Annotated in this window: 19 protein-coding genes; 15 read left to right on the top strand and 4 right to left on the bottom strand. The window is 64.6% G+C overall.

Features of this window, described 5'->3' with window-relative positions:
* A complete protein-coding gene (locus HMPREF3088_RS06945; protein ID WP_070759042.1) occupies positions 1 to 747 on the top strand; it encodes a 4'-phosphopantetheinyl transferase family protein in 747 nt (248 codons plus the stop codon).
* Here the strand turns inward: HMPREF3088_RS06945 and truB are convergent.
* Entirely contained in the window at positions 744 to 1,754 is a 1,011-nt protein-coding gene (gene truB, locus HMPREF3088_RS06940; RefSeq protein ID WP_070759041.1) for a tRNA pseudouridine(55) synthase TruB, read from the bottom strand. The genes HMPREF3088_RS06945 and truB overlap by 4 nt on opposite strands.
* Between truB and HMPREF3088_RS06935 the strand changes: the two genes are divergently transcribed.
* The 13 genes from HMPREF3088_RS06935 to HMPREF3088_RS06875 all read left to right on the top strand — a co-directional run bounded on the left by HMPREF3088_RS06935 (position 1,746) and on the right by HMPREF3088_RS06875 (position 17,996).
* The gene (locus HMPREF3088_RS06935; RefSeq protein ID WP_083317348.1) at positions 1,746 to 2,774 is read left to right on the top strand and encodes a bifunctional riboflavin kinase/FAD synthetase; all 1,029 of its coding nucleotides are present in this window, start codon (positions 1,746 to 1,748) and stop codon (positions 2,772 to 2,774) included. The genes truB and HMPREF3088_RS06935 overlap by 9 nt on opposite strands.
* Before the next feature lie 97 nt (positions 2,775 to 2,871).
* Positions 2,872 to 3,141, top strand: coding sequence for a 30S ribosomal protein S15 (gene rpsO, locus HMPREF3088_RS06930; protein WP_070759039.1), 270 nt, complete (start codon positions 2,872 to 2,874; stop codon positions 3,139 to 3,141).
* A 210-nt stretch (positions 3,142 to 3,351) separates the two neighbouring features.
* Complete coding sequence (locus tag HMPREF3088_RS06925; RefSeq protein ID WP_210401504.1) at positions 3,352 to 5,625, top strand: polyribonucleotide nucleotidyltransferase; 2,274 nt, start codon at positions 3,352 to 3,354, stop codon at positions 5,623 to 5,625.
* Between the two features lie 139 nt (positions 5,626 to 5,764).
* Entirely contained in the window at positions 5,765 to 6,511 is a 747-nt protein-coding gene (dapB, locus tag HMPREF3088_RS06920; protein WP_070759037.1) for a 4-hydroxy-tetrahydrodipicolinate reductase, read from the top strand.
* Between the two features lie 19 nt (positions 6,512 to 6,530).
* Positions 6,531 to 7,295: an FAD-dependent thymidylate synthase gene (gene thyX, locus HMPREF3088_RS06915; protein WP_070759036.1), complete on the top strand. Its 765-nt coding sequence runs from the start codon at positions 6,531 to 6,533 to the stop codon at positions 7,293 to 7,295.
* A gap of 107 nt (positions 7,296 to 7,402) precedes the next feature.
* The gene (dapA, locus tag HMPREF3088_RS06910) at positions 7,403 to 8,305 is read left to right on the top strand and encodes a 4-hydroxy-tetrahydrodipicolinate synthase (protein WP_070759035.1); all 903 of its coding nucleotides are present in this window, start codon (positions 7,403 to 7,405) and stop codon (positions 8,303 to 8,305) included.
* 9 nt (positions 8,306 to 8,314) lie between these two features.
* Positions 8,315 to 10,534 (top strand): ribonuclease J, encoded by a 2,220-nt coding sequence (locus HMPREF3088_RS06905; protein WP_070759034.1) that lies wholly within the window; start codon positions 8,315 to 8,317, stop codon positions 10,532 to 10,534.
* A gap of 204 nt (positions 10,535 to 10,738) precedes the next feature.
* A complete protein-coding gene (locus HMPREF3088_RS06900) occupies positions 10,739 to 14,017 on the top strand; it encodes an FtsK/SpoIIIE family DNA translocase (protein WP_070759033.1) in 3,279 nt (1,092 codons plus the stop codon).
* Between the two features lie 243 nt (positions 14,018 to 14,260).
* Positions 14,261 to 15,376, top strand: coding sequence for a TerC family protein (locus HMPREF3088_RS06895; RefSeq protein WP_070759032.1), 1,116 nt, complete (start codon positions 14,261 to 14,263; stop codon positions 15,374 to 15,376).
* A gap of 10 nt (positions 15,377 to 15,386) precedes the next feature.
* A complete protein-coding gene (pgsA, locus tag HMPREF3088_RS06890) occupies positions 15,387 to 16,001 on the top strand; it encodes a CDP-diacylglycerol--glycerol-3-phosphate 3-phosphatidyltransferase (RefSeq protein ID WP_070759031.1) in 615 nt (204 codons plus the stop codon).
* A gap of 21 nt (positions 16,002 to 16,022) precedes the next feature.
* Entirely contained in the window at positions 16,023 to 16,559 is a 537-nt protein-coding gene (locus tag HMPREF3088_RS06885; RefSeq protein ID WP_070759030.1) for a CinA family protein, read from the top strand.
* A 166-nt stretch (positions 16,560 to 16,725) separates the two neighbouring features.
* Positions 16,726 to 17,022 (top strand): helix-turn-helix domain-containing protein, encoded by a 297-nt coding sequence (locus tag HMPREF3088_RS06880; RefSeq protein ID WP_231837780.1) that lies wholly within the window; start codon positions 16,726 to 16,728, stop codon positions 17,020 to 17,022.
* 107 nt (positions 17,023 to 17,129) lie between these two features.
* Entirely contained in the window at positions 17,130 to 17,996 is an 867-nt protein-coding gene (locus HMPREF3088_RS06875) for a PspA/IM30 family protein (RefSeq protein WP_070759028.1), read from the top strand.
* 18 nt (positions 17,997 to 18,014) lie between these two features.
* On the opposite strand, the gene HMPREF3088_RS06870 is transcribed toward HMPREF3088_RS06875, so the two are convergent.
* The 3 genes from HMPREF3088_RS06870 to HMPREF3088_RS06860 are packed head-to-tail and all read right to left on the bottom strand — an operon-like array spanning position 18,015 to position 19,993.
* Positions 18,015 to 18,641: an energy-coupling factor transporter transmembrane component T family protein gene (locus tag HMPREF3088_RS06870; RefSeq protein ID WP_246818092.1), complete on the bottom strand. Its 627-nt coding sequence runs from the start codon at positions 18,639 to 18,641 to the stop codon at positions 18,015 to 18,017.
* On the bottom strand, positions 18,638 to 19,345 hold the full coding sequence (locus HMPREF3088_RS06865; protein ID WP_070759026.1) for an energy-coupling factor ABC transporter ATP-binding protein: 708 nt from the start codon (positions 19,343 to 19,345) through the stop codon (positions 18,638 to 18,640). Before HMPREF3088_RS06865 ends, HMPREF3088_RS06870 begins: the two co-directional genes overlap by 4 nt.
* 15 nt (positions 19,346 to 19,360) lie before the next feature.
* The gene (locus HMPREF3088_RS06860; RefSeq protein WP_070759025.1) at positions 19,361 to 19,993 is read right to left on the bottom strand and encodes a biotin transporter BioY; all 633 of its coding nucleotides are present in this window, start codon (positions 19,991 to 19,993) and stop codon (positions 19,361 to 19,363) included.
* 43 nt (positions 19,994 to 20,036) lie between these two features.
* Between HMPREF3088_RS06860 and HMPREF3088_RS06855 the strand changes: the two genes are divergently transcribed.
* Positions 20,037 to 20,243: a DUF3046 domain-containing protein gene (locus tag HMPREF3088_RS06855; protein ID WP_070759024.1), complete on the top strand. Its 207-nt coding sequence runs from the start codon at positions 20,037 to 20,039 to the stop codon at positions 20,241 to 20,243.
* Positions 20,244 to 20,492: the final 249 nt, after the last annotated feature.

Here is a 20,492-nt window from a genome sequence, read left to right as displayed (position 1 = left end):
ATGTGGAATGACGTTGTGATCTCATCGCATCAGACGGAGCCGATTCAGGCCTACGACCACCAGTTCCAGCGGGTGCCCTCCCTGCTCCAACCCGGGCGCCTGCTGAGCGGGGTGCGGTGCGTCGAGTACCACTCCTCGGCCGAAAACCTGCGCAACTACCACGGTCTTCCCGTCGTGGAGCAGGAGCTCGTCGCCACCGCGGTGGACCGTCGCAAGGCCGAATTCGGGGACTCCCGGTGGTGTGCCCACCGCGCGATGGAGCAGTTCATCCCGGACCAACCGATCTTGCGCGGCCACCGGGGGATGCCGGAGTTTCCAGCCCCGGTTGTCGGCTCGATGACGCACACCACCGGCTACCGGGCGGCCGTGGTGGGGCGCGCCAGCCGCTGGAGTTCCTTAGGCATCGACGCCGAGCCACTCACTCCGCTCCCGGAGGGAGTGTTCGCAACGATCGCGAGCCCGGAGGAGCGTGCAGGCCTGCGGCGACTGTCCCGCCGGCTGGGCCGCGGCCACGGTGGCCAGGGATCCCTGGGAGTGGTGCTCTTCTCCGCGAAGGAGGCGGTGTACAAGGCCTGGTACCCGCTGACCCAGCAGTTCCTGGACTTCGACCAGGCACGCATCGAACTCCGCGAGGACGGGAGCTTTAAGGCCCGGTTGCTCGTCGGGAACGCTCCGGTTCCCGCCATTGAGGGCCTGTGGTCAGCAGCCGAAGGCTACGCGCTGACGATGGCGGGCGTGCGCGCCTAAACCAACCCGTGGGGGCGGGCGACGAACTCGCTGGCCGCACGCCGACCCTTCTCCTTAATCAGCGCGATCGCGTGGCCCTGCGGATCCACAGCAGCGTGAACCCCCTTCAACCCGATTGGCTCCAGCCACTTACCCAGGGCTAGGTTCGCTGCCTGCTCTTCGGTGATCGGCCGGGTGGGGAAGCAGACCTGCATTGCAGTATCGAGGCTCAAGCTCAGCTCCGGGGTGTCGGCAAGTTCTTCGAGGGTGACGGCCTCAGCGATATCGAACGGCCCCACGCTGGTGCGGCGCAGCGCGGTGAGATAACCGCCCAACCCTAGTGCCTCGCCGACGTCGCGGGCGATGGCGCGGATATACGTCCCGGAGCTGCAGTGGACGCTGACATCGACCAGCCAGCGAGGTCCCTCGGCGGTCTCTTCGCGACGGACATCGGAGAAGCTCAACGAGTGGATGGTGATCGGGCGAGGAGGAATGTCGACCTCCTTGCCCTCCCGAACCAGCTCGTGGGCTCGGCGTCCATTGATCTTGATGGAGGACACGGAGGTCGGCCGCTGCATGATCTCCCCTTGGAAATCTGCGAAGATCTCGCCGAGCCGTGTGGTCATTGCCTCGACGGTGAATGAATCGATCTTTGTCGGGTCCGCGGTCTTCAGCACCTCGCCTTCGACGTCGTCGGTGACGGTGCTAGCCCCGAAGGCCATCGTTGCCTCGTAACGCTTGTCGTGCGTGACGACGTGGGCGAGGAATTTCGTGCCCCGCTCGATGCCCAGCACCAGCACACCGGTGGCCATGGGATCCAGAGTGCCGGAGTGGCCGACCTTCTTGGTGCCCATAACCCGGCGAACTTTCGCGACCATGTCGTGGCTGCTCGCCCCAGCGGGCTTATCGAGGATGATCAAACCGGAACGGTCGAGCAGGCTAGGGGATCCCGACGGCCGGTCGGTGGCGCGGGCCGCCTCGTCGCCAGAACCCTGGGTGCTTTCGGAAGGGGAGTGCTTTTGAGCCATGGCGCCAGTCTATGGGTTAAGATCCCCAACGTGAGTATCTGGTACGGGCTTGATCGTGTTCCCCACAACCTCGAAGGCGCAGCCGTGACAATCGGCGTGTTCGACGGCGTGCACCGCGGGCACCAAGAGCTGATTAACCGAGCCGTGGCCAAGGCCAAGGAGCTCGGCGTCCCCGCGGTAATGTTTACCTTCGACCCGCACCCAACCGTGGTCTTCCAGCCGGAATCCGTTCCGAAGCTGCTGGGCACGGTGGAGGAGCGCGCCCAGCTGGCGATGGACCTCGGAATCGACCACGTCGTCGTCCAGGCCTTCACCCCGGAAATCGCTTCCTGGTCCCCAGAGGAATACATCGACCGGGCGCTGCTCGACACGCTGCGGGCCAAGCACGTCGTGGTGGGGGAGAACTTCACCTTCGGCCACAAGGCCTCCGGCACCCCCGACACGCTTCGTGAGGTCTCCCAGCGCCGGGACTTCACGGTGGACGTGGTTCCGCTGCTTTCTGAGGACGACCACACGGTCTGCTCCACCTGGATCCGCCAGCGCATCGCCGAGGGGGACATGGAGTCCGCGACGGAGGCGTTGGGCCGTCCGTTTTCCGTGGAGGGCGTGGTCACCCACGGCGCAGGCCGGGGCGGCCGGGCGCTGGGCTTTCCTACCGCCAACCTGTACTTCCCGGATATCTACGCGCTGCCCTCCGATGGGGTGTACGCCGGTTACCTGGAGATCCTGCCGAACCAAGCAGAGCTGTCCCACCAGGGGCTGAGCGACAAGGTGGGCACCATGCCGGTGGGGACCAAGCTTCCCGCGGCGATCTCCGTGGGCACGAACCCGACCTTCGGCCACGAGCCGCGCAGCGTCGAATCCTTCGTTCTCGACCACGAAGCCGATCTCTACGACTTCGAGGTTCGCGTCAGCTTCGTCTCCCGAATCCGTGGCCAAGAGAAATACGACTCCCTCGACGAGCTCATCGCCGCCATCGACCGCGATGTGGCAGCTACCCGCAAGGCTGTGCTAGGGTAACTCGGTCAGCGACTGCGGTTCGCGGTAGTCGCGCGGACTGCCTTCGGGCGGTCTTTTCAGAATCTTTAGCGCGGACTGAAATAACAAGGAGTTATCCATGGCACTGTCCAAGGACGAGAAGGCAGCAACTCTCAAGGAGTTCGGCCTGCACGAGACCGACACCGGTTCCCCGGAGGCGCAGGTTGCTCTGCTGAGCGCCCGCATCTCCCAGCTCACCGAGCACCTGAAGGATCACAAGCACGATCACCACTCCCGTCGTGGTCTGCTGCTGCTGGTTGGTCGCCGCAAGGGTCTGCTGAAGTACCTGGCTTCCACCGACATCGAGCGCTACCGCTCCCTGATCGAGCGCCTGGGCCTGCGTCGCTAAGAGCGATCGCATCCGGAGGTGGTTTCCGCCCCCGAGGCTCTCAGTAGCTTTCCGACCCCGTCTGCGTGTCACACGCGGGCGGGGTTTTTGCTGCGCGCGTGCTAGGCTCGTCGGTGAAATATTGACCGACTTCTAAGCGCCCCTTCGGCACCGATGATCTGAAGACTGCAACGGGCGCTACTTGTGATGAAAGGCCGTGGCACCCACGCTATGAGCTCCAAGAAAAATAATCTTCCTAAGAACGTCTCCGTTGAGATGGTCGACCCGGACGCAGGGATCTGGGAAGCAACCGCAACCATCGACAACGGCGACTTTGGTTCCCGCACCCTCCGCCTCGAGACCGGCCTGCTGGCTCGACAGGCGGACGGCGCCGTCACCGCGTACCTGGACGAGGACACGATGCTGCTGTCGACGACGACGGCCTCCCGTTCCCCGCGCGAGGGCATCGACTTCTTCCCGCTGACCGTGGACGTCGAGGAGCGCATGTACTCCGCCGGCCGCATCCCGGGCAGCTTCTTCCGTCGCGAGGGTCGCCCGGGTACGGACGCCATCCTCGCCGCCCGCCTCATCGACCGCCCGCTGCGTCCGACCTTCGTCAAGGGACTGCGCAACGAGGTGCAGGTCGTCATCACCGTGATGTCCATCGACCCGAACGAGATGTACGACGTCCTCGCCATCAACGGCGCGTCCGCATCCACCCAGCTCTCCGGCCTGCCGGTGTCCAGCTCTGTCGGTGGCGTGCGCATGGCGCTGGTCGTCGATGAGGAGCACCCGGAGGGGCAGTGGGTGGCCTTCCCGACGCGCGAGCAGGTGTCCCAGTCCGTCTTCGAGCTGGTCGTCGCCGGTCGCGTGACCGAACCGGCGAAGGGCGGTCGGGGCAAGAAGTCCCAGCCGAATGTCGCCGTCATGATGGTCGAGGCAGGGGCTACCGACAATGTCGTCGAGCGCATCGCCGAAGGCGCCCCGGCACCGACCGAGGCAGTGGTCGCCGAGGGCATCGAGGCCGCTAAGCCGTTCATCGCGACCCTCTGCGCCGCTCAGGACGCGCTGCGTGACGCGGTGGACACCGAGTCCCGCGAGTTCGAGCTCTTCCCACCGTTCGACGAGGATGTCTACTCTGCCGTCGAGGCCGAGTGCGATGCTGACGTCGCGCAGATCATGACGATCGCCGATAAGCAGGAGCGCGACGAGTCCCTCGCAGAGAACATGCAGGAGACCGTCGATGCGCTGATCGAGCAGTTCCCGGAGCGTGAATCCGAGATCCGTGCGGCTCACAATGACCTGACCCGCACCATCGTGCGCCAGCGCATCCTGGAAGACGGCTTCCGCATCGACGGCCGCGACCACACCTCGATTCGCGACTTGGGCATCGTGGTGCAGCTGCTGCCGCGCGCCCACGGCTCCGCCCTCTTTGAGCGTGGCGAGACCCAGATCCTCGGCGTGACCACCCTGGACACCCTGAAGATGGAGCAGACCATCGACTCCCTGGGGCCGGAGACCTCCAAGCGCTACATCCACCACTACAACTTCCCGCCGTACTCCACCGGCGAGACCGGCCGTGTGGGCAGCCCGAAGCGCCGCGAGATCGGCCACGGTGCCCTGGCGGAGCGCGCCCTGACCCCGGTGCTGCCGTCCCGCGAGGAGTTCCCGTACACCATCCGCCAGGTCTCCGAGGCCCTGGGCTCCAACGGCTCGACCTCCATGGGCTCCGTGTGTGCGTCCACGCTCTCGCTGTACAACGCCGGCGTGCCGCTGAAGGCGCCGGTGGCGGGTATCGCGATGGGCCTGGTCTCCGGCCTCGTCGATGGCAAGGAGAAGTTCGTCAGCCTCACCGACATCCTCGGTGCGGAGGACGCCTTCGGCGACATGGACTTCAAGGTCGCCGGTACCTCCGAGTACGTCACCGCCCTGCAGCTGGACACCAAGCTCGACGGCCTGCCTTCCGAGGTGCTGGCTTCCGCCCTCGGCCAGGCGCGCAGCGCCCGCCTCGAGATCCTGCAGCTGATGGAAGACGCCATCGACGCGCCAGACCAGATGAGCGAGCTGGCGCCACGCATCACGAAGATCTCCATCCCACAGAACAAGATCGGTGAGGTCATTGGGCCGAAGGGCAAGACCATCAACCAGATCACGGAGGAGACCGGCGCCAACATCTCCATCGAGGACGACGGCACCGTGTTCGTCTCCGCCGTGGGTGGCGAGGCCGCCGAGGCTGCGATCGAGAAGATCAACGCGATCGCCAACCCGCAGCAGCCGAAGGTCGGGGACCGCTTCCTCGGCACCGTCGTGAAGACCACCGCTTTCGGTGCCTTCATCTCTCTGCTGCCGGGGCGCGACGGCCTGCTGCACATCTCGAACATCGGCGGCGACCGTCGCATCGAGAAGGTTGAGGACGAGCTCAACGTCGGCGACAAGATCCAGGTCGAGATCGCCGATATCGACAACCGGGGCAAGATCTCCCTGGTTCCGGTCGACGAGGACTAAGCGCTTAAACGCTTGAAGCGGGCACCACATCACGCGGTGCCCGCTTCGTCTTATTAGTCTTGATATCAGCAACGCCCGGCCACCGGTCGGGGCTTCACAGACACTATTGCCAAGCACGCTTCGGCAGGAAGGAAAGTTTATGATCCGCGTAGGAGTACTTGGCGCCAAGGGGCGCGTCGGCACCACCATCGTCGCCGAGGTGGAGCAGAACCCGAACCTGGAACTCTCCGCCGCCCTGGACCACGGCGATGACCTCCAGGAGCTCGTGGACACCAAGACCGACGTGGTCGTGGACTTCACCCAGCCGGACTCCGTGATGGGCAACGTGGAGTTCTGCATCCGCAACGGCATCCACGCGGTCGTAGGTACCACCGGCTGGACCGAGGAACGCTATGAGACGGTCCGCAGCCTGCTGCAGGATGCCCCGAAGGTCGGTGTGCTGGTGGCCCCGAACTTCGCCATCTCGGCGGTGCTGACGATGAAGTTCGCCGAAATCGCCGCACCATTCTTCGAATCCGCCGAGGTCATCGAGTTCCACCACCCGAATAAGCTTGACGCTCCTTCCGGCACCGCGGTGCACACCGCCGAGGGGATCGCCCGAGCTCGCGGCGAGGCCGGGCTGGAGGAGCAGCCGGACGCCACCGCCCAGTCCCTCGACGGCGCACGAGGCAGCGACGTCCAGGGGGTGCCCGTCCACGCGGTCCGCATGACCGGCATGGTGGCGCACGAAGAGGTCATTTTCGGTACCCGCGGGCAGTCGCTGACCATCCGCCAGGACTCCTACGACCGCGAGTCCTTCGTGCCGGGTGTGGTCATCGGCGTGGAGAAGATCGCCGAGAACCCGGGGCTGACGATCGGCCTCGAGAAGTTCCTGGGTCTGGACTAGGGCTCGGGCGACGAACGCTATGGCAACACCGGTGGAACTCGACGTCCAGCTCATCGGGCACACCCAATTCCACGCGCCGCCGGATATCGACTGGGAAACGGATACCGATGGCCCGTCCGCTCTCCTCGAATTCGCCGGGCGCGCGTGCTACGAGACTTGGGATAAGCCCAATCCGCACACCGCGACGAATGCCGCCTACCTCCGCCACATCATGGACGTGGGCCACCTGGCGGTGCTGGAGCACTCCAGCGCCACGATGTACCTGCGTGGCGTGTCTCGCTCCTGTGCCCACGAGGTCATGCGGCACCGAATGTTCTCCTTCAGCCAGCTTTCCCAGCGCTACGTCCCGGATGACGAGGCGCGAGTGGTTGTGCCACGCAGCGTGCAGGAAAACCCCGACCTGGAGAGACTCTTTCTCCAGGCGGCGGACGTCGCGCACGGCGCCTATACCGAAATCCTGGATAGCCTCAACGAGAATCTCGATGACGGAGCGAGCGCGAGGGTGAATGCCGCGCTGCGCGCCAAACAGGCCCGACAGGCGGCACGTGCTGTCCTGCCCAACGCGGCGGAAACCCGCTTCGTCATGTCCGGTAACTTCCGTAGCTGGCGACACTTCATCGCCATGCGGGCGACCGAGCACGCCGATCCGGAGATTCGCCGGGTGGCGATTGCGTGCCTCGTTGAGCTCCAGTCGATCGCCCCGGAGGTTTTCGAGGACTTCTCGATTACGGAGCTGCGGGATAAGACCCAGATCGCCACAAGTCCCTACGTCAGCGATATCTAGTTCGCGGTGCTGGGGTCGTCGGAAACAGGAAAACGTGTTCCCCGAAACGAGACACGGGGAGTAGCAAATAACCACAAACCTGGTGAAGAAAGGTAATCTTTACACCTATGAGTACAGGTAATGCAGCAATTCGTGGTGCTGAACACTTCGGAACGGTCTCTGTGGCAATGGTGACGCCATTCCACAAGGACGGGACTATCGACCTGAAGGCGGGCGTCGAGCTCGCCGGGCACCTGGTTGATAAAGGCTGCGATTCTCTCGTTCTCGCTGGTACGACCGGAGAATCTCCAACCACGACCAACGAGGAGAAGATCAACCTACTCAAGGCAGTTCGCGCTGAACTCGGCGATAGCGTCACGCTGATCGCTGGCACTGGCACGAACAACACCGCGAGCACCATCGAACTCTCCCGGCTGTCGCAGGACGCCGGCGCAGATTCGCTGCTCGTCGTCACCCCGTACTACTCCCGACCGAGCCAGGAGGGGCTGTTTCAGCACTTCACTGCGGTCGCGGACAGCGTCGATCTCCCGATTTGCCTCTACGACATTCCGTCCCGGTCGGTCGTCCCCATCGAGATGGACACCATCCAGCGGCTGTCGGAGCACGAGAATATTCAGGCCGTCAAGGATGCCAAGGGCAAGCTTCCGGAGGCGCTGCAGCTGCTGCAGAACACGGACCTGGCCTGGTACTCCGGCGATGACCCGCTGAACCTGCCGTTCCTTTCGGTCGGTGCGACGGGCTTCATCTCCGTGATCGGGCACCTGGCCGCGGACAAGCTGCGGGCTCTGCGTGAGGCCTACGACCAGGGCGACCTGGCGGGCGCTCAGCAGATCGCGGCGAGCCTGGCCCCGCTGGAGCGGGCCCAGGGGCGCCTCGGGGGAGTGACGATGGTGAAGGCGGCTCTGAAGCTGCGCGGCAAGGACGTTGGTGCACCGCGCCTACCAATTTTGGAAGTAGACCCAGCCGAACTGGATCAGCTGGAACAAGACCTGCAGGACGCAGGAGTTTAAAAGGATAATATGACTGAAAATCGTTCTCGGGGACGCAAGGTAACCCGAAAGGCGGCTCCGCCGAGCGCGGAAACTGCTGCACAATCCGATGCGGGGAACGCGAGCGCTGAGCAGCAGCGCGAACGCGCCGACAAGAACCGCGTGAGTAACGCTGAGGCCGCGACCGTCTTCAACGACGGCGGCCAGCAGGCAGCCCAGAACTCCGGCGCCAGCGAGGGCTCCGGCAAGGGCGGCAAGCGCTCCGGCGGCGACAACGGTGGCGATAACAACGGCGGGAACGGCGGGGGCCGTTCCCACAACCGCCGCTCCCGTGGCCGTGGCCGTTCCAAGGGCTCCAACAACGGCGATAAGCAGGGCGGCGATAACCGCGGTGGCCAGAACAACTCCGGTCGCGGCGGAAACAAGTCCAAGTCCGGCGGCCGCAATGGCAACAACCGCCGTGGCCGCGGTGGCGACCGTCGTCGCGGTGCGCTGCAGGCCATGCAGGGTGCAGACCTGACCAAGCGCCTCCCAGAGCCACCGGCCCTGCCCAAGGGTGGGCTGCGCATCGTTGCCCTCGGCGGTATCTCCGAGATCGGCCGCAACATGACCGTCTTCGAGTACGACGGTCGCCTGCTGCTGATCGACTGTGGCGTGCTCTTCCCATCCAGCGGCGAGCCGGGCGTGGACCTGATCCTCCCGGACTTCTCCTACCTGGACGATAAGTGGGACCGCGTCGAGGCTCTCGTGATCACCCACGGTCACGAGGACCACATCGGTGCGATCCCGTGGCTGCTCAAGCAGCGCGCGGACATCCCGATTGTTGCCTCTCGCTTTACCGCAGCGCTCATCCAGGCCAAGACCCAGGAGCACCGCCAGCGCCCGAAGATCGTCGAGGTCAACGACCAGTCGCACGTGAGCTACGGCCCGTTTGACCTGCGCTTCTGGAACGTCAACCACTCCATCCCGGACTGCCTGGGCATCGCGCTGAAGACCCCGGCCGGCCTGGTGATCCACACCGGCGACATCAAGCTCGATCAGACCCCGATCGACGGCCGTCCGACGGACCTGCCGGCGCTGTCCCGGTTCGGCGACGAGGGCGTGGATCTCATGCTCTGCGACTCGACCAACGCCGCAACCCCGGGATTCTCCGGTTCCGAGGCGGACGTCGCCCCGACGCTGACCCGACTGATCCGCGCCGCGAAGCAGCGCGTGATTCTGGCGTCCTTTGCCTCCAACGTGGCCCGCATTCAGTCGGCCGTGAACGCGGCGGTCGCGGCGAACCGCAAGGTGGCCTTCACCGGGCGCTCGATGATCCGCAACATGGAGATCGCAGAGCGCATGGGCTACCTGAACGCCCCGCGCGGCACCATCGTCTCCATGGACGAGGCCTCCCGCATGGCTCCGCACAAGGTGGTTCTCATCACCACCGGTACCCAGGGCGAGCCGATGGCCGCGCTGTCGCGCATGGCACGCCGGGAGCACCGCCAGATCACCGTCCGCAGCGGCGACCTGATCATTCTCTCCTCCTCCCTCGTCCCGGGTAACGAGGAGGCAGTGTTCGGCGTGATCAACATGCTGTCGCAGATCGGCGCGACGGTGGTCACCAGCCGCGACGCCAACGTCCACACCTCTGGTCACGGCCTGGCAGGGGAGCTGCTGTTCCTGTACAACGCAGCGCGCCCGCGCAATGCGATGCCGGTGCACGGCGAGTGGCGCCACCTGCGCGCCAACCGCGATCTGGCTATCTCCACCGGCGTGGACCCGAAGAACGTCCCGCTCGCCCAGAACGGCGTGGTCGTGGACCTGCACAACGGGCATGCGAAGGTCGTGGGTCAGATCACCGTGGGCAACCTGTACGTCGACGGCACCCGCATGGGCGACGTGGACGCGGATACCCTCGAGGACCGCACCGCGATGGCCGAGGGTGGCCTCATCGCCGTATCCGTGGTGATCGACAACCGCACCGGCCGTCCGCTGGAGGCCCCGCACATCCAGGCCAAGGGCTTCTCTGGGGATGCCAAGGACCTGCTCAAGGAGCTCGGCGAGATCGCCGACGACGTGATGATGGATCTGGCCGGTGAGGGGGAGAATAACCCTTACCGCATGGCTCAGACCCTGCGTCGTCGTCTCGCCCGCCACGTCTCCGATAAGTGGAACCGCAAGCCGCTCATCGTTCCGACCGTGGTTCCGATGACTAGCGAGATCGTTGAGGAGCTGGAGGACGCACCGTCCGTGCCTGCTCAATAACGACTGAACTGGCTGACCGGGCCGGGGGCTCGCCGTGACACACGCGGTGACCCACGGCCCGGTCTTCCTTTTCGTCCCCGTCCTTATGTCGCCCCGCGGGGCGGTGGGGGAGGGGAGCTCTGTGCCCGGATAACCGGGATTCTCGCCAGGAAACCCACTGCGAGGCGTGTTGAAAGTGTTAAACGTGTGACTACTGGGACTAATATGGCGGACATGTCTGTCAGAAACCGTCCCGGCACGTCGCCCTCCCGCAACCGCTCCCGGCGCTCTCCCTCCCGCCCCGGTCAGCGGGATTCTCGCCCAGCTGCGAGGCGCCGTGCCCCACGCATGGGGATCGACGAGGACCTCTCCGTCGACCCCGGTGCGTCGACGGCCAAGACCGCGCGATCGGGTAGTTCGGCCTCCGACATGGAGTTTGGTAGGACGGGCAGTGCCTACCGTGCCGTGGGCGGAAGCATCAAAACGATCGCGGACTCGGTAGCCAGCGGAATCGGTGGCGCGCTCCGGCGCCCCCGGCATGAGAGCGAGGACTCAGACGCAGCCGAATTCGCCGCGCACCGACCACAAGCCCGCACGTCAAAGAAGAAAGTAGAAGGTTTGGCCTCTCAGCAGCACGAAGACGGCACCCAGCCGCGGCGTCCCCGACGCAAGAAGCAGGCGGCGAAGGAGATGGCGCCGGTCGAGGACACGCAGTTCGACGGCGATGAGTTCGACGAGGAGGGGCCACGCCAGATCGGCGGCGGTTTCGACGGCCCGGCGCTCGTCAGCGGCGGTGTTGCGATCATTCTCGCCGCCACCCTGTGGTTCAACGTTGCTGGCGCGGTCGGCAAAGGCATCGCCTACGCGCTGACCTGGGCTATCGGTGTGGGGGCGTACATCGTCCCGGTCGTCCTGCTGGGGCTTGCCTGGATCCTGATGTTCGGAGTTCGCACGACGCAGAGCTCTGACCTGCGCCGCGGCCTCGGCGTGGGTCTTGTCGCCGGATCCCTGCTGGGGATCATTCACATCTTCGCTGGTCTTCCGACCAGCACCGCGGATAAGGCTGGAGCGGGCGGCATCGTCGGACAGTTCATCGGCACGCCGATGTCCGTGGGCTTCAGTAATTACGTTGCCGTTCCGCTGCTGTTCCTCATCATGATTTACGGTGCCCTGCAGCTCACCGGCCGCACGGTCGCCGAGTTCTTCGCCGGATCCGTTTCCTGGCTGGGGCTCGAGGGCACGTTCGACGCGCTGCGTGAACGCTTCTCCCGGGATTCGGAGGAGTACGACGACGATCCGTACGGCGAAATCGACCAGCGCCTCGATGAGGCCGTGGATCAAGACGACTACTTCCTGCCAACCCGCAGCCGTAAGAAATCCCCGGCGGCTAACTACCCGGTGGAGGAGGAGCCCGCGCAGCCTGCCCGCCGAGCCCGCCGCCGCAGCGCCCCGGCGCCGCGAGCCGCCGCGCCACGGCAGTCCGAGCCAGCCGTCCTGGATGATATCGATGAGCCACTCCCACTGGTCTCCGATACGGATGAGACCGCGGTGCTCGATGTCGCCGCTAGCCCGGAGGAGGGCACGCCACGCCGCAAGCCCGCTCGTGCCCAACAGCGTTCCGCGATCCCCGCGGCGCGCGAGGAATCTCCGCAGGCCGAGCCCGCTGCCGGGCGGAGCCACGCCGAAGAGCGCGCGGCAGGAGACAAGGCTGTCAACCAGTCCCGCGAGGCCATGCGCCAGGCTATCGTCGCTCGCTCCGGCATCGACGCTGCCGCACTGGCTGCGGGTAAGACCGAGGAGCAGAACGAAAACGGGGACGCCACCGCGTCGGCGGCGTCCTCGTCCCCAGCCGCACCGCAGGGGGCAGAGGGCAGCTACGTCCTGCCGTCCACCGAACTGCTGATCCCGGGCGAGCCGGCGAAGGAACGCAGCGACGCCAACGACCGGATGATCGACGCGATCACGGAGGTCTTCGAGGAATTCAACGTCGACGCCCACGTCACCGGTTTCCAGCGAGGCCCGACGGTCACCCGCTACGAGATCGAGCTCGGCCCCGGCGTGAAGGTCTCCAAGATCACGAATCTGCAGTCCAACCTCGCCTACGCGGTGGCCACGGATAACGTCCGGCTGCTGACCCCGATCCCGGGTAAATCCGCCGTCGGCATCGAGGTGCCGAACTCCGACCGCGAGATGGTTCGCCTCGGCGACGTGCTGGGTTCCGCGGACGTCGTGGCCAACCAGGACCCGATGCTCATCGGCCTGGGCAAGAACATCGAGGGCGACTTCGTGGGGCACTCCTTGCAGAAGATGCCACACCTGCTGGTTGCCGGTTCCACCGGCTCGGGTAAGTCCGCGTTCGTGAACTCGATGCTGGTCTCCCTGCTCACCCGCGCCACGCCAGAGGATGTCCGCCTCATCCTCATCGACCCGAAGATGGTGGAGCTGACTCCATACGAGGGCATCCCGCACCTCATCACTCCGATTATCACCCAGCCGAAGAAGGCAGCCGCCGCGCTGACCTGGCTGGTGGAGGAGATGGAGCAGCGGTACATGGACATGAAGGCCACCCGCGTGCGTCACATCAAGGACTTCAACCGCAAGGTCAAGTCCGGGGAGATCACCACCCCGTTGGGCTCGGAGCGCGAATACCGTCCGTACCCGTACATCGTCTGTGTGGTGGACGAGCTCGCTGACCTCATGATGACCGCCCCGCGCGAGATTGAGGACGCCATCGTCCGCATCACCCAGAAGGCGCGAGCCGCCGGCATCCACCTGGTTTTGGCGACCCAACGCCCGTCCGTGGACGTCGTCACGGGCCTGATCAAGACGAACGTGCCGTCGCGGCTGGCCTTCGCGACGAGCTCGTTGACGGACTCCCGCGTGATCCTCGACCAGGCAGGCGCCGAGAAGCTCATCGGCATGGGCGACGGGCTGTTCATCCCGCAGGGTGCTCCGCGGCCCATTCGCATGCAGGGAGCCTTCGTCACCGACGAGGAGATCTTCGCTGTCGTCGAGGCAGCTAAGGCGCAGGCTGAGCCGGACTACACGGAGGGAGTCACCGAGGATAAGTCCGCCGAGGCGAAAAAGAACATCGACGCCGACATCGGCGACGACCTCGAGGACCTCATCCAGGCAGTCGAGCTGGTCGTGACGTCGCAGTTCGGTTCGACGTCCATGCTGCAGCGCAAGCTGCGCATCGGTTTCGCCAAGGCCGGCCGCCTCATGGATCTGATGGAGACCCGCGGTGTCGTTGGGCCATCCGAGGGCTCGAAGGCACGTGAGGTGCTGGTCAAGCCGGAGGAGCTCGAGACCATCATCTGGATGATCAAGGGCGCCGACCCAGAGGATGCCCCGAAGGACGTGCTCGACGAGGACGAAGGTGCGGAGGCCCCCGAGAACGCGGCACCGCCGACGACGTCCGGCGAGGATTCGGCTGGTAACGACGGCGACGACGACACTCAGACGCGCGTCATTCCCGCCAGCCCGCCCTCGGGGGCTTTCTAAGGCACGCCTGCGGGGACGCCCCGGCGGGTGGTGCGGACCTTGTCTGCTCGCTGGTGTAGCATTGCTCCCGATGGAGGGGAGTACCCCAATCCACGGAGTCGGTCGTCAACACGGCGGAGCGGCGGCGAGCAGGCCTCAACCCTGCCGGCGTGGCGCTCACCCGGCCACTCCGGTCAGGTCGCGTTGACGCCTGGCGGGGGAGACCTCCGGTCATTGAACACGCTTTAAGGGCCGGAGGAACCAATGGAAGTTAACGCCTTAACCTGGATCATCACGATTGTCGTGGTGCTCGGGTTCTTTGTTTTCGATTTTCTTACGCACGTGCGCACCCCGCACGAGCCGACGCTGAAGGAGTCCGCACTCTGGTCGGCGTTTTACGTCGGCCTGGCGATGGCCTTCGGGGTGTTCCTGTGGTTCACCTGGGGCGAGCCGGGCAATCCTCACCAACACGGGCTGGAGTTCTTCGCCGGCTACATCACCGAGAAGGCGCTCAGCGTCGATAACCTGTTCATCTTCTCGCTGATCCTGACCACGTTTAAGATTCCGCGGAAGTACCAGCAGAAGGTACTGCTCGCCGGCATCCTTATGGCACTTGCCCTGCGCGGCATCTTTATCTGGCTTGGCGCGGCTGCGATCGCACGCTGGTCCGATGTGTTCTATCTCTTCGGCATCTTCCTGCTGTGGACCGCCGCGAAGCTGGCCTACGACGAGGTCACCGGCGCCGAGGAGACCGACCTCAACGACATGAAGATCATCCGGGTCCTGCGCAAGGCAGTGCCGGTGACGGACAAGGTTCATTCGGACCGCCTCTTCGTTCGGGAGGGCGGTGCGACCGGCGACGTCGAAGGAAAGAAGAAGTCTTCCGGCAAGGGGCGCCTCGTGGTGACCCCGCTGTTCGTCGCGCTGTTGGCCATCGGCTTCATCGATGTGCTCTTCGCGCTGGATTCGATTCCCGCGATCTACGGCATCACCAGCGAGCCCTACATCGTCTTCACCGCCAATGCACTGGCTCTGATGGGGCTGCGACAGCTGTTCTTCCTGCTGAATGGGCTGCTGGAGAAGCTGGTCTACCTTTCCTACGGGCTGTCCATCATCCTCGCCTTCATCGGCGTGAAGCTGGTACTGCACGCGCTGCACGAAAATAACCTGCCGTTCATCAACGGTGGCGGCAACGTTTCCGTCCCGGAGGTGTCGGTCGAGTTCTCCTTGATCTTCATCGTGTTGACGCTGGCCATTACGACGGTGCTGAGCCTCACGGTGGGGAAGAAGGCCCAGCAGAAACAGGCCGGGGTGACCGAGGAGCCAGCACCTACGCATGCAAGCGATGCCGGTTTCGGTAAAGATCCCGCAGGTAGGTAGAATTACCAGCGTGGAGACAACAGTGGAGCGGAACACGCAACCAGATACGCTGAGCGCATTTGGTCGTTTTGTGCGTCGCTTTAACGTGCCGAACGTTCTCACGACCATTCGCATCCTGCTGATCCCCATCTTCCTGTGGGCGATCGCGGGCACAGGGGCGTGGCCGGACGAGGCCGCCGCTCGGGCGGACCGTTGGTGGGCGCTTGTCGTCTTCTTGCTGCTGATGGTGACCGACCAGCTGGACGGGTACCTCGCGCGCAAGTATGAGGTGATCACGGACTTCGGAAAGCTTGCCGATCCGATCGCCGACAAGCTGCTGATGCTTGCGGCCTTCATCAGCCTCAACCTGCTGGGCGAACTGTGGTGGACGGTCACTGCGGTCATCGTCGTCCGCGAACTCGGCATCACGCTGTGGCGGCTGGTTCTCGCCCGGCGCGGGCTGGTGGTCCCGGCATCCAAGGGTGGGAAGCTCAAAACCGTGCTGCAGACGCTTGCCGTCGCGCTGTACATCATGCCGCTGGCAGGTGCCGTCGCCTGGATCGGGCACGGGGTCATGGCCGTGGCTGTCGCGGTCACCGTGGTGACTGGACTGCAGTACATGGTGGACTCCCGGAAACAGAACTAGTCGAGAGGGCTGGGCAGGATCGTGCAGCAGGTTGGGAAAAACTCGCTGGAAGCGCTCCGCGCGCAGGCGGCGGAGCTATCCGCCCAGGTGATCGACACCTGCCGGGAACGAGGCTGGACACTGGCCACCGCTGAATCCCTCACTGCGGGAATGCTCGCCGCATGCATCGCCGATACTCCGGGGGCCTCAGCTGTGCTGCGCGGTGGCCTGGTGGTGTACGCGACAGACCTCAAAGCCACGCTGGCGGGGGTGGATCGGGAGTTGCTGCGCAAGCGCGGCCCCGTCGACCCTGCGGTGGCGGTCCAGCTGTCCAAGGGTGCGGCGCAGCGTTGCGGGGCGAGCATTGGCATCGGGCTGACTGGTGTGGCGGGGCCGGATGGGCAGGACGGCCATTCGGTCGGCGAGGTGCATATCGGGTTGTCAGCGCCCGCAGGAGCCGGGGGAACGACCGTACGTACCCTGGATCTCGGAACCCAGCCACGCGCCGTGATCCGACAGCTCGCTGTGAATGGTGCGCTGGAGATGATCCTCGGGATCGCCGGCGACGGGAACAAATAGTCCGCCAGGATCGTTAGAGGTAATGATGGTAGAAAATATTTTGCTGCTAGATTCCCCCTCGCGCAGTCCAGAGACTTCCCGCGGGAGCGCTCAGCGAGCCCACTCGGCGGACAAGCTGGATGACTTCAGCGCGGAACACGTATTGGAGCAGAACTGGGATGCCTCCATGCCGATGGCACCCAGTGACGAGCCGCTGCTGCGCGAAGCTCTCGGCGCGACGCTGCGGGATACGCGTCGGCAGACAGGATTCACCCTCCGCGAGCTGGCTAAGCTCGCCAACGTCAGCCCCGGTTATCTTTCGGAGCTGGAGCGGGGGCGTAAGGAAGTTTCCTCCGAGCTGCTCGCGAGCGTGTGCCACGCTATGGGAATCAGCGTTGCTTCGGCGATCCTCGAAGCGGCGTCCATGATGACCCTTGACGCGGCAGCGGCAGAGCTGGCTTCGTCGATGGCGCGCGTGAACTAAGCACTATTGGCAGCGCGGATGCTGCTAAAATTAGCGCAGATGAGGCTCGTCTCCCACGGGGCGGGCAAAAATTTTGTCGATAGTTATCCCCAAGGAGTGCAGGCCGCATGGCAAATCCCTTCACTAAGGCGTGGAAGTACCTCATGGCTCTCTTCGACTCCAAGATTGAAGAGAATGCGGATCCGAAGATCCAGATCGAGCAGGCCATCCAGGAAGCTCAGCGCCAGCACCAGGCGCTGTCTCAGCAGGCAGCAGCGGTCATCGGTAACCAGCGCCAGCTGGAGATGAAGCTCAACCGCCAGCTGGCTGAGGTGGAGAAGCTCCAGGACAATACTCGCCAGGCGTTGAAGCTGGCGGACGATGCACAGAACAATGGCGACGCGGCCAAGGCTGCGGAGTACAACAACGCCGCTGAGGCCTTCGCCGCCCAGTTGGTGACAGCGGAGCAGTCCGTAGAGGATCTCAAGGGCCTCCACGACCAGTCGCTGCAGCAGGCCAACCAGGCCAAGCAGGCAGTTGAGCGCAACGCCATGCAGCTGCAGCAGAAGGTGGCCGAGCGCACCAAGCTGCTCAGCCAGCTGGAGCAGGCGAAGATGCAGGAGAAGGTCGCGGAATCCCTGCAGTCGATGAACCAGGCCGTATCCGGTTCCTCGCCGAACCTCGACCAGGTGCGGGAGAAGATCGAGGGCCGCTACGCACGTGCGCTGGGCCAGGCGGAGCTCGCCCAGAACTCGGTGCAGGGGCGCATGGCGGACATCAACCAAGCCAGCACCCAGCTCGCGGGGCACTCCCGTTTGGAACAGATCCGCTCGGAGATGCGCAAGGAGCAGGGGCAGATCAGCGGTTCGGCTCAGAAGTCCATCGACGCCAGCACTTCCGGGTCGGCTGGCACTGCACAGTCTGCCGACCAGCAGGCGCAGCCGAATGCGGACGCCGTTGCCGAGCGCATGCGTCAGCTGCGCGAAGGCAACTAAACCCTTCCTCGTGGGCGCTTAGTCGCCCACCCCGCGCGCCTGCAGCGCCTCGCCGACTTCCCGGCCGCGAAGCAGGGTGCGGATCACCAGGGGGATGCCCAAGGCTCGGGCGGAAAACTTTCCGCCACGGGCCTGTTGTGCTTCTACGACCTCGTTGATGGTGCGCAGCTGCAGGGGGATCATGTGGATCGTCAGGCTGATGGCCAGGGAGATCTTGTCCACCGGCAGGCCGATGGTAGCAGCCGGGGCGAGTGCCCGTTCCACGGCGCGCTGGAGGTCGGAGACCTTGGTGGTCATCGTCAACAGGATTGCTACGGAGACCGAGGCCCACAGCACTAGGAAACGCACCAGGGCTTCGTTCAGACCGCTGCGCCACCACGTCAGCGCGCCGAAAGCCAGCAGAATGATGAGAATCGGGATGAGCTGGCGTAGCGCGGTGCGCCAGGGGATCTTCGCCAGAGCGTAAGCGACAACCGCGGCCGCCACACAGCCCGCGCCAGCCACCAGAGTCTTGGCGAAGATGGCGGCGAGCACGAGAAAAGCAATGAGACCAGTGAGCTTCGCTCCGGCGGGAAGCCTATGAATGACCGAGCCCGTCGGGATGTACAGAACCGGGGCCGCGGTATTGATGCGGGGCAGTCTCACAGCATGCACGTCCGGTAATCCGAGAGCACAGTGGTGACGGAATCTTCGTCGGCACTATCGGCCCGAATGCGACCATCGTCGATCCAAATGACCCGATCGAAGCCTTCGAAGAGCTCCAGGTCGTGCGACACCACGATCAGCTGTTGCTCCAATGACGCCAGCGTGCGGGCGATACGTTGGCGGTTGCGCAGATCGAGTAGCGTGGTCGGCTCATCGGCGATGATGAGACGCGGGTTCATCACGAGGATCGACGCCAGCGCCAGGAGCTGTTTTTCTCCGCCGGAGAGGGTGTGGGGTGACTGCTCTTCCTTGCCCGCCAGCCCAAGCTGGTCGAGAATCTCGGCCACGGCGGCGCGCTTCTCCTGGCGGTTCAGCTTCTTGCCGCGCAGGGAGAACCCGACGTCCTCAGCAACGGTGGGCATGATGATCTGGTTATCCGCGTTGGAGAACAGGAAGCCCACCTGGCGGCGGATCTCCCCGGCGCGCTTGGCGGTGGAGAGTCCATCGACGGTGACTTCACCCTCGTCGGGAATGTTGAGCCCGTTGATGCACCGCACCAGCGAAGACTTCCCGGAGCCGTTGGCGCCGATGATGCCGATGCGGTGTTCGGAGAGCCGGAGGCTGATCGAATCGAGAATGGGCGGGGCGTCGGGGGAGCGGCCGATACCCCGCAAGGTAAGGTCGCGGAACTCGATGAGAGGCATGGGGGGGAGGGAAATCTAGTTGCGGGAGCGCAGGTTCGCGGCCGGAACCAGGTGAGGTACCGCGCGGAAGACACCGAAGGTGATGACAGCCGCGGCGATGCACTTAATCAGGTCGGGAAGGATGAACGGAGTGTTGGACACCAGGGCGCCCGGGAAATCCAGGCCGAGCCGGAACATCAGCCCGACGGAACCGAAAAGGTACATCACGGCCATACCGATCACACCCGCGATTGTCAGCCCGACGATGGAAGACCAGCTCTGTCCGGGTTGATCAGTGCGGTTGCGGCGGCCGAGGATTGCTTGAGAGAATGCACCAACGATGAAGGCTGCGAAGATATAGCCCACGATGTAGCCGATGCTGGGGCCGGAAATCGCGGAAATCGTCGGGCTCCACCCAGCGAGGTTCGGCACGCCCACGAGGCCGACGCCGACGAACAGGCTGATGGATAGCCCGCCACGGAGGCAGCCGAGGATCATGGCGGTGAGGATCACGCCCATGTTCTGGAGGACGATCGGCACACCGGTGAAGCCGACTGGGATGGTTACTGCGCCTAGTGCGATGGTCAGGGCAGCGAATGCGACGATCGCGCCGAGATCGCGAACATTGAGAGTTTTCATCGATGGACATATTAACAAGTCATTGAACAAAGCTTCCCATTTTGTTCAACTATTTTTGTGCTAGCGTCCGAGCATGAGGAGAACCGAGTTTGACCGGCTTATCGCGGGTGAGTTTGGCGCCACCTACGGTGGCTGGATCGTGGAAAGCCACGTGTTGTCCAGGCTGGGGAAGACCGCCGAGGAGGCGATCGAGGCTGGTGAAGAGCCACGAAATGTGTGGTGGGAGCTCTGCCGCGACTTCGACATTCCCGAAGAGCTGATGCTCGGGGAGGATGACTGAGCCCTAAGGGAGGAAAAGGCTTTTGACTCATTCGCGCCGTTTCCCGGTGGTGTGAGGGGGGCGGGCAAACGCTAAAAGCGTGCGGCGCGCCGTTCGAATAAATCGAACAAAGGTTCGTGTAGTGTGGTTCGAGGTGGTGGGTGGCGCGCTGCGTGTCTGCCCGGTGTCCTATAACTAAATCCGAACAACGTGCCAGTACCTCTTTGCCCCTGTGGATAGCCGCCATCGCTGCCCACAGCGAGCGCAGGT

The organism is Corynebacterium sp. HMSC22B11 (assembly GCF_001815965.1).
Taxonomy (GTDB): domain Bacteria; phylum Actinomycetota; class Actinomycetes; order Mycobacteriales; family Mycobacteriaceae; genus Corynebacterium.
The sequence above is the reverse complement of the archived record's forward strand: the minus strand, read 5'-3'. Positions and strand labels throughout refer to the sequence as shown.

Coding starts and splice junctions, on each gene's coding strand:
- rpsO (WP_070759039.1), top strand. CDS start 2,872: ATGGCACTGTCCAAGGACGAGAAGGCAGCAACTCTCAAGGAGTTCGGC.
- HMPREF3088_RS06925 (WP_210401504.1), top strand. CDS start 3,352: ATGAGCTCCAAGAAAAATAATCTTCCTAAGAACGTCTCCGTTGAGATG.
- HMPREF3088_RS06855 (WP_070759024.1), top strand. CDS start 20,037: ATGAGGAGAACCGAGTTTGACCGGCTTATCGCGGGTGAGTTTGGCGCC.
- HMPREF3088_RS06900 (WP_070759033.1), top strand. CDS start 10,739: ATGGCGGACATGTCTGTCAGAAACCGTCCCGGCACGTCGCCCTCCCGC.
- truB (WP_070759041.1), bottom strand. CDS start 1,754: ATGGCTCAAAAGCACTCCCCTTCCGAAAGCACCCAGGGTTCTGGCGAC.
- HMPREF3088_RS06895 (WP_070759032.1), top strand. CDS start 14,261: ATGGAAGTTAACGCCTTAACCTGGATCATCACGATTGTCGTGGTGCTC.
- dapB (WP_070759037.1), top strand. CDS start 5,765: ATGATCCGCGTAGGAGTACTTGGCGCCAAGGGGCGCGTCGGCACCACC.
- dapA (WP_070759035.1), top strand. CDS start 7,403: ATGAGTACAGGTAATGCAGCAATTCGTGGTGCTGAACACTTCGGAACG.
- HMPREF3088_RS06905 (WP_070759034.1), top strand. CDS start 8,315: ATGACTGAAAATCGTTCTCGGGGACGCAAGGTAACCCGAAAGGCGGCT.
- HMPREF3088_RS06945 (WP_070759042.1), top strand. CDS start 1: ATGTGGAATGACGTTGTGATCTCATCGCATCAGACGGAGCCGATTCAG.
- HMPREF3088_RS06880 (WP_231837780.1), top strand. CDS start 16,726: ATGCCGATGGCACCCAGTGACGAGCCGCTGCTGCGCGAAGCTCTCGGC.
- HMPREF3088_RS06865 (WP_070759026.1), bottom strand. CDS start 19,345: ATGCCTCTCATCGAGTTCCGCGACCTTACCTTGCGGGGTATCGGCCGC.
- thyX (WP_070759036.1), top strand. CDS start 6,531: ATGGCAACACCGGTGGAACTCGACGTCCAGCTCATCGGGCACACCCAA.
- HMPREF3088_RS06875 (WP_070759028.1), top strand. CDS start 17,130: ATGGCAAATCCCTTCACTAAGGCGTGGAAGTACCTCATGGCTCTCTTC.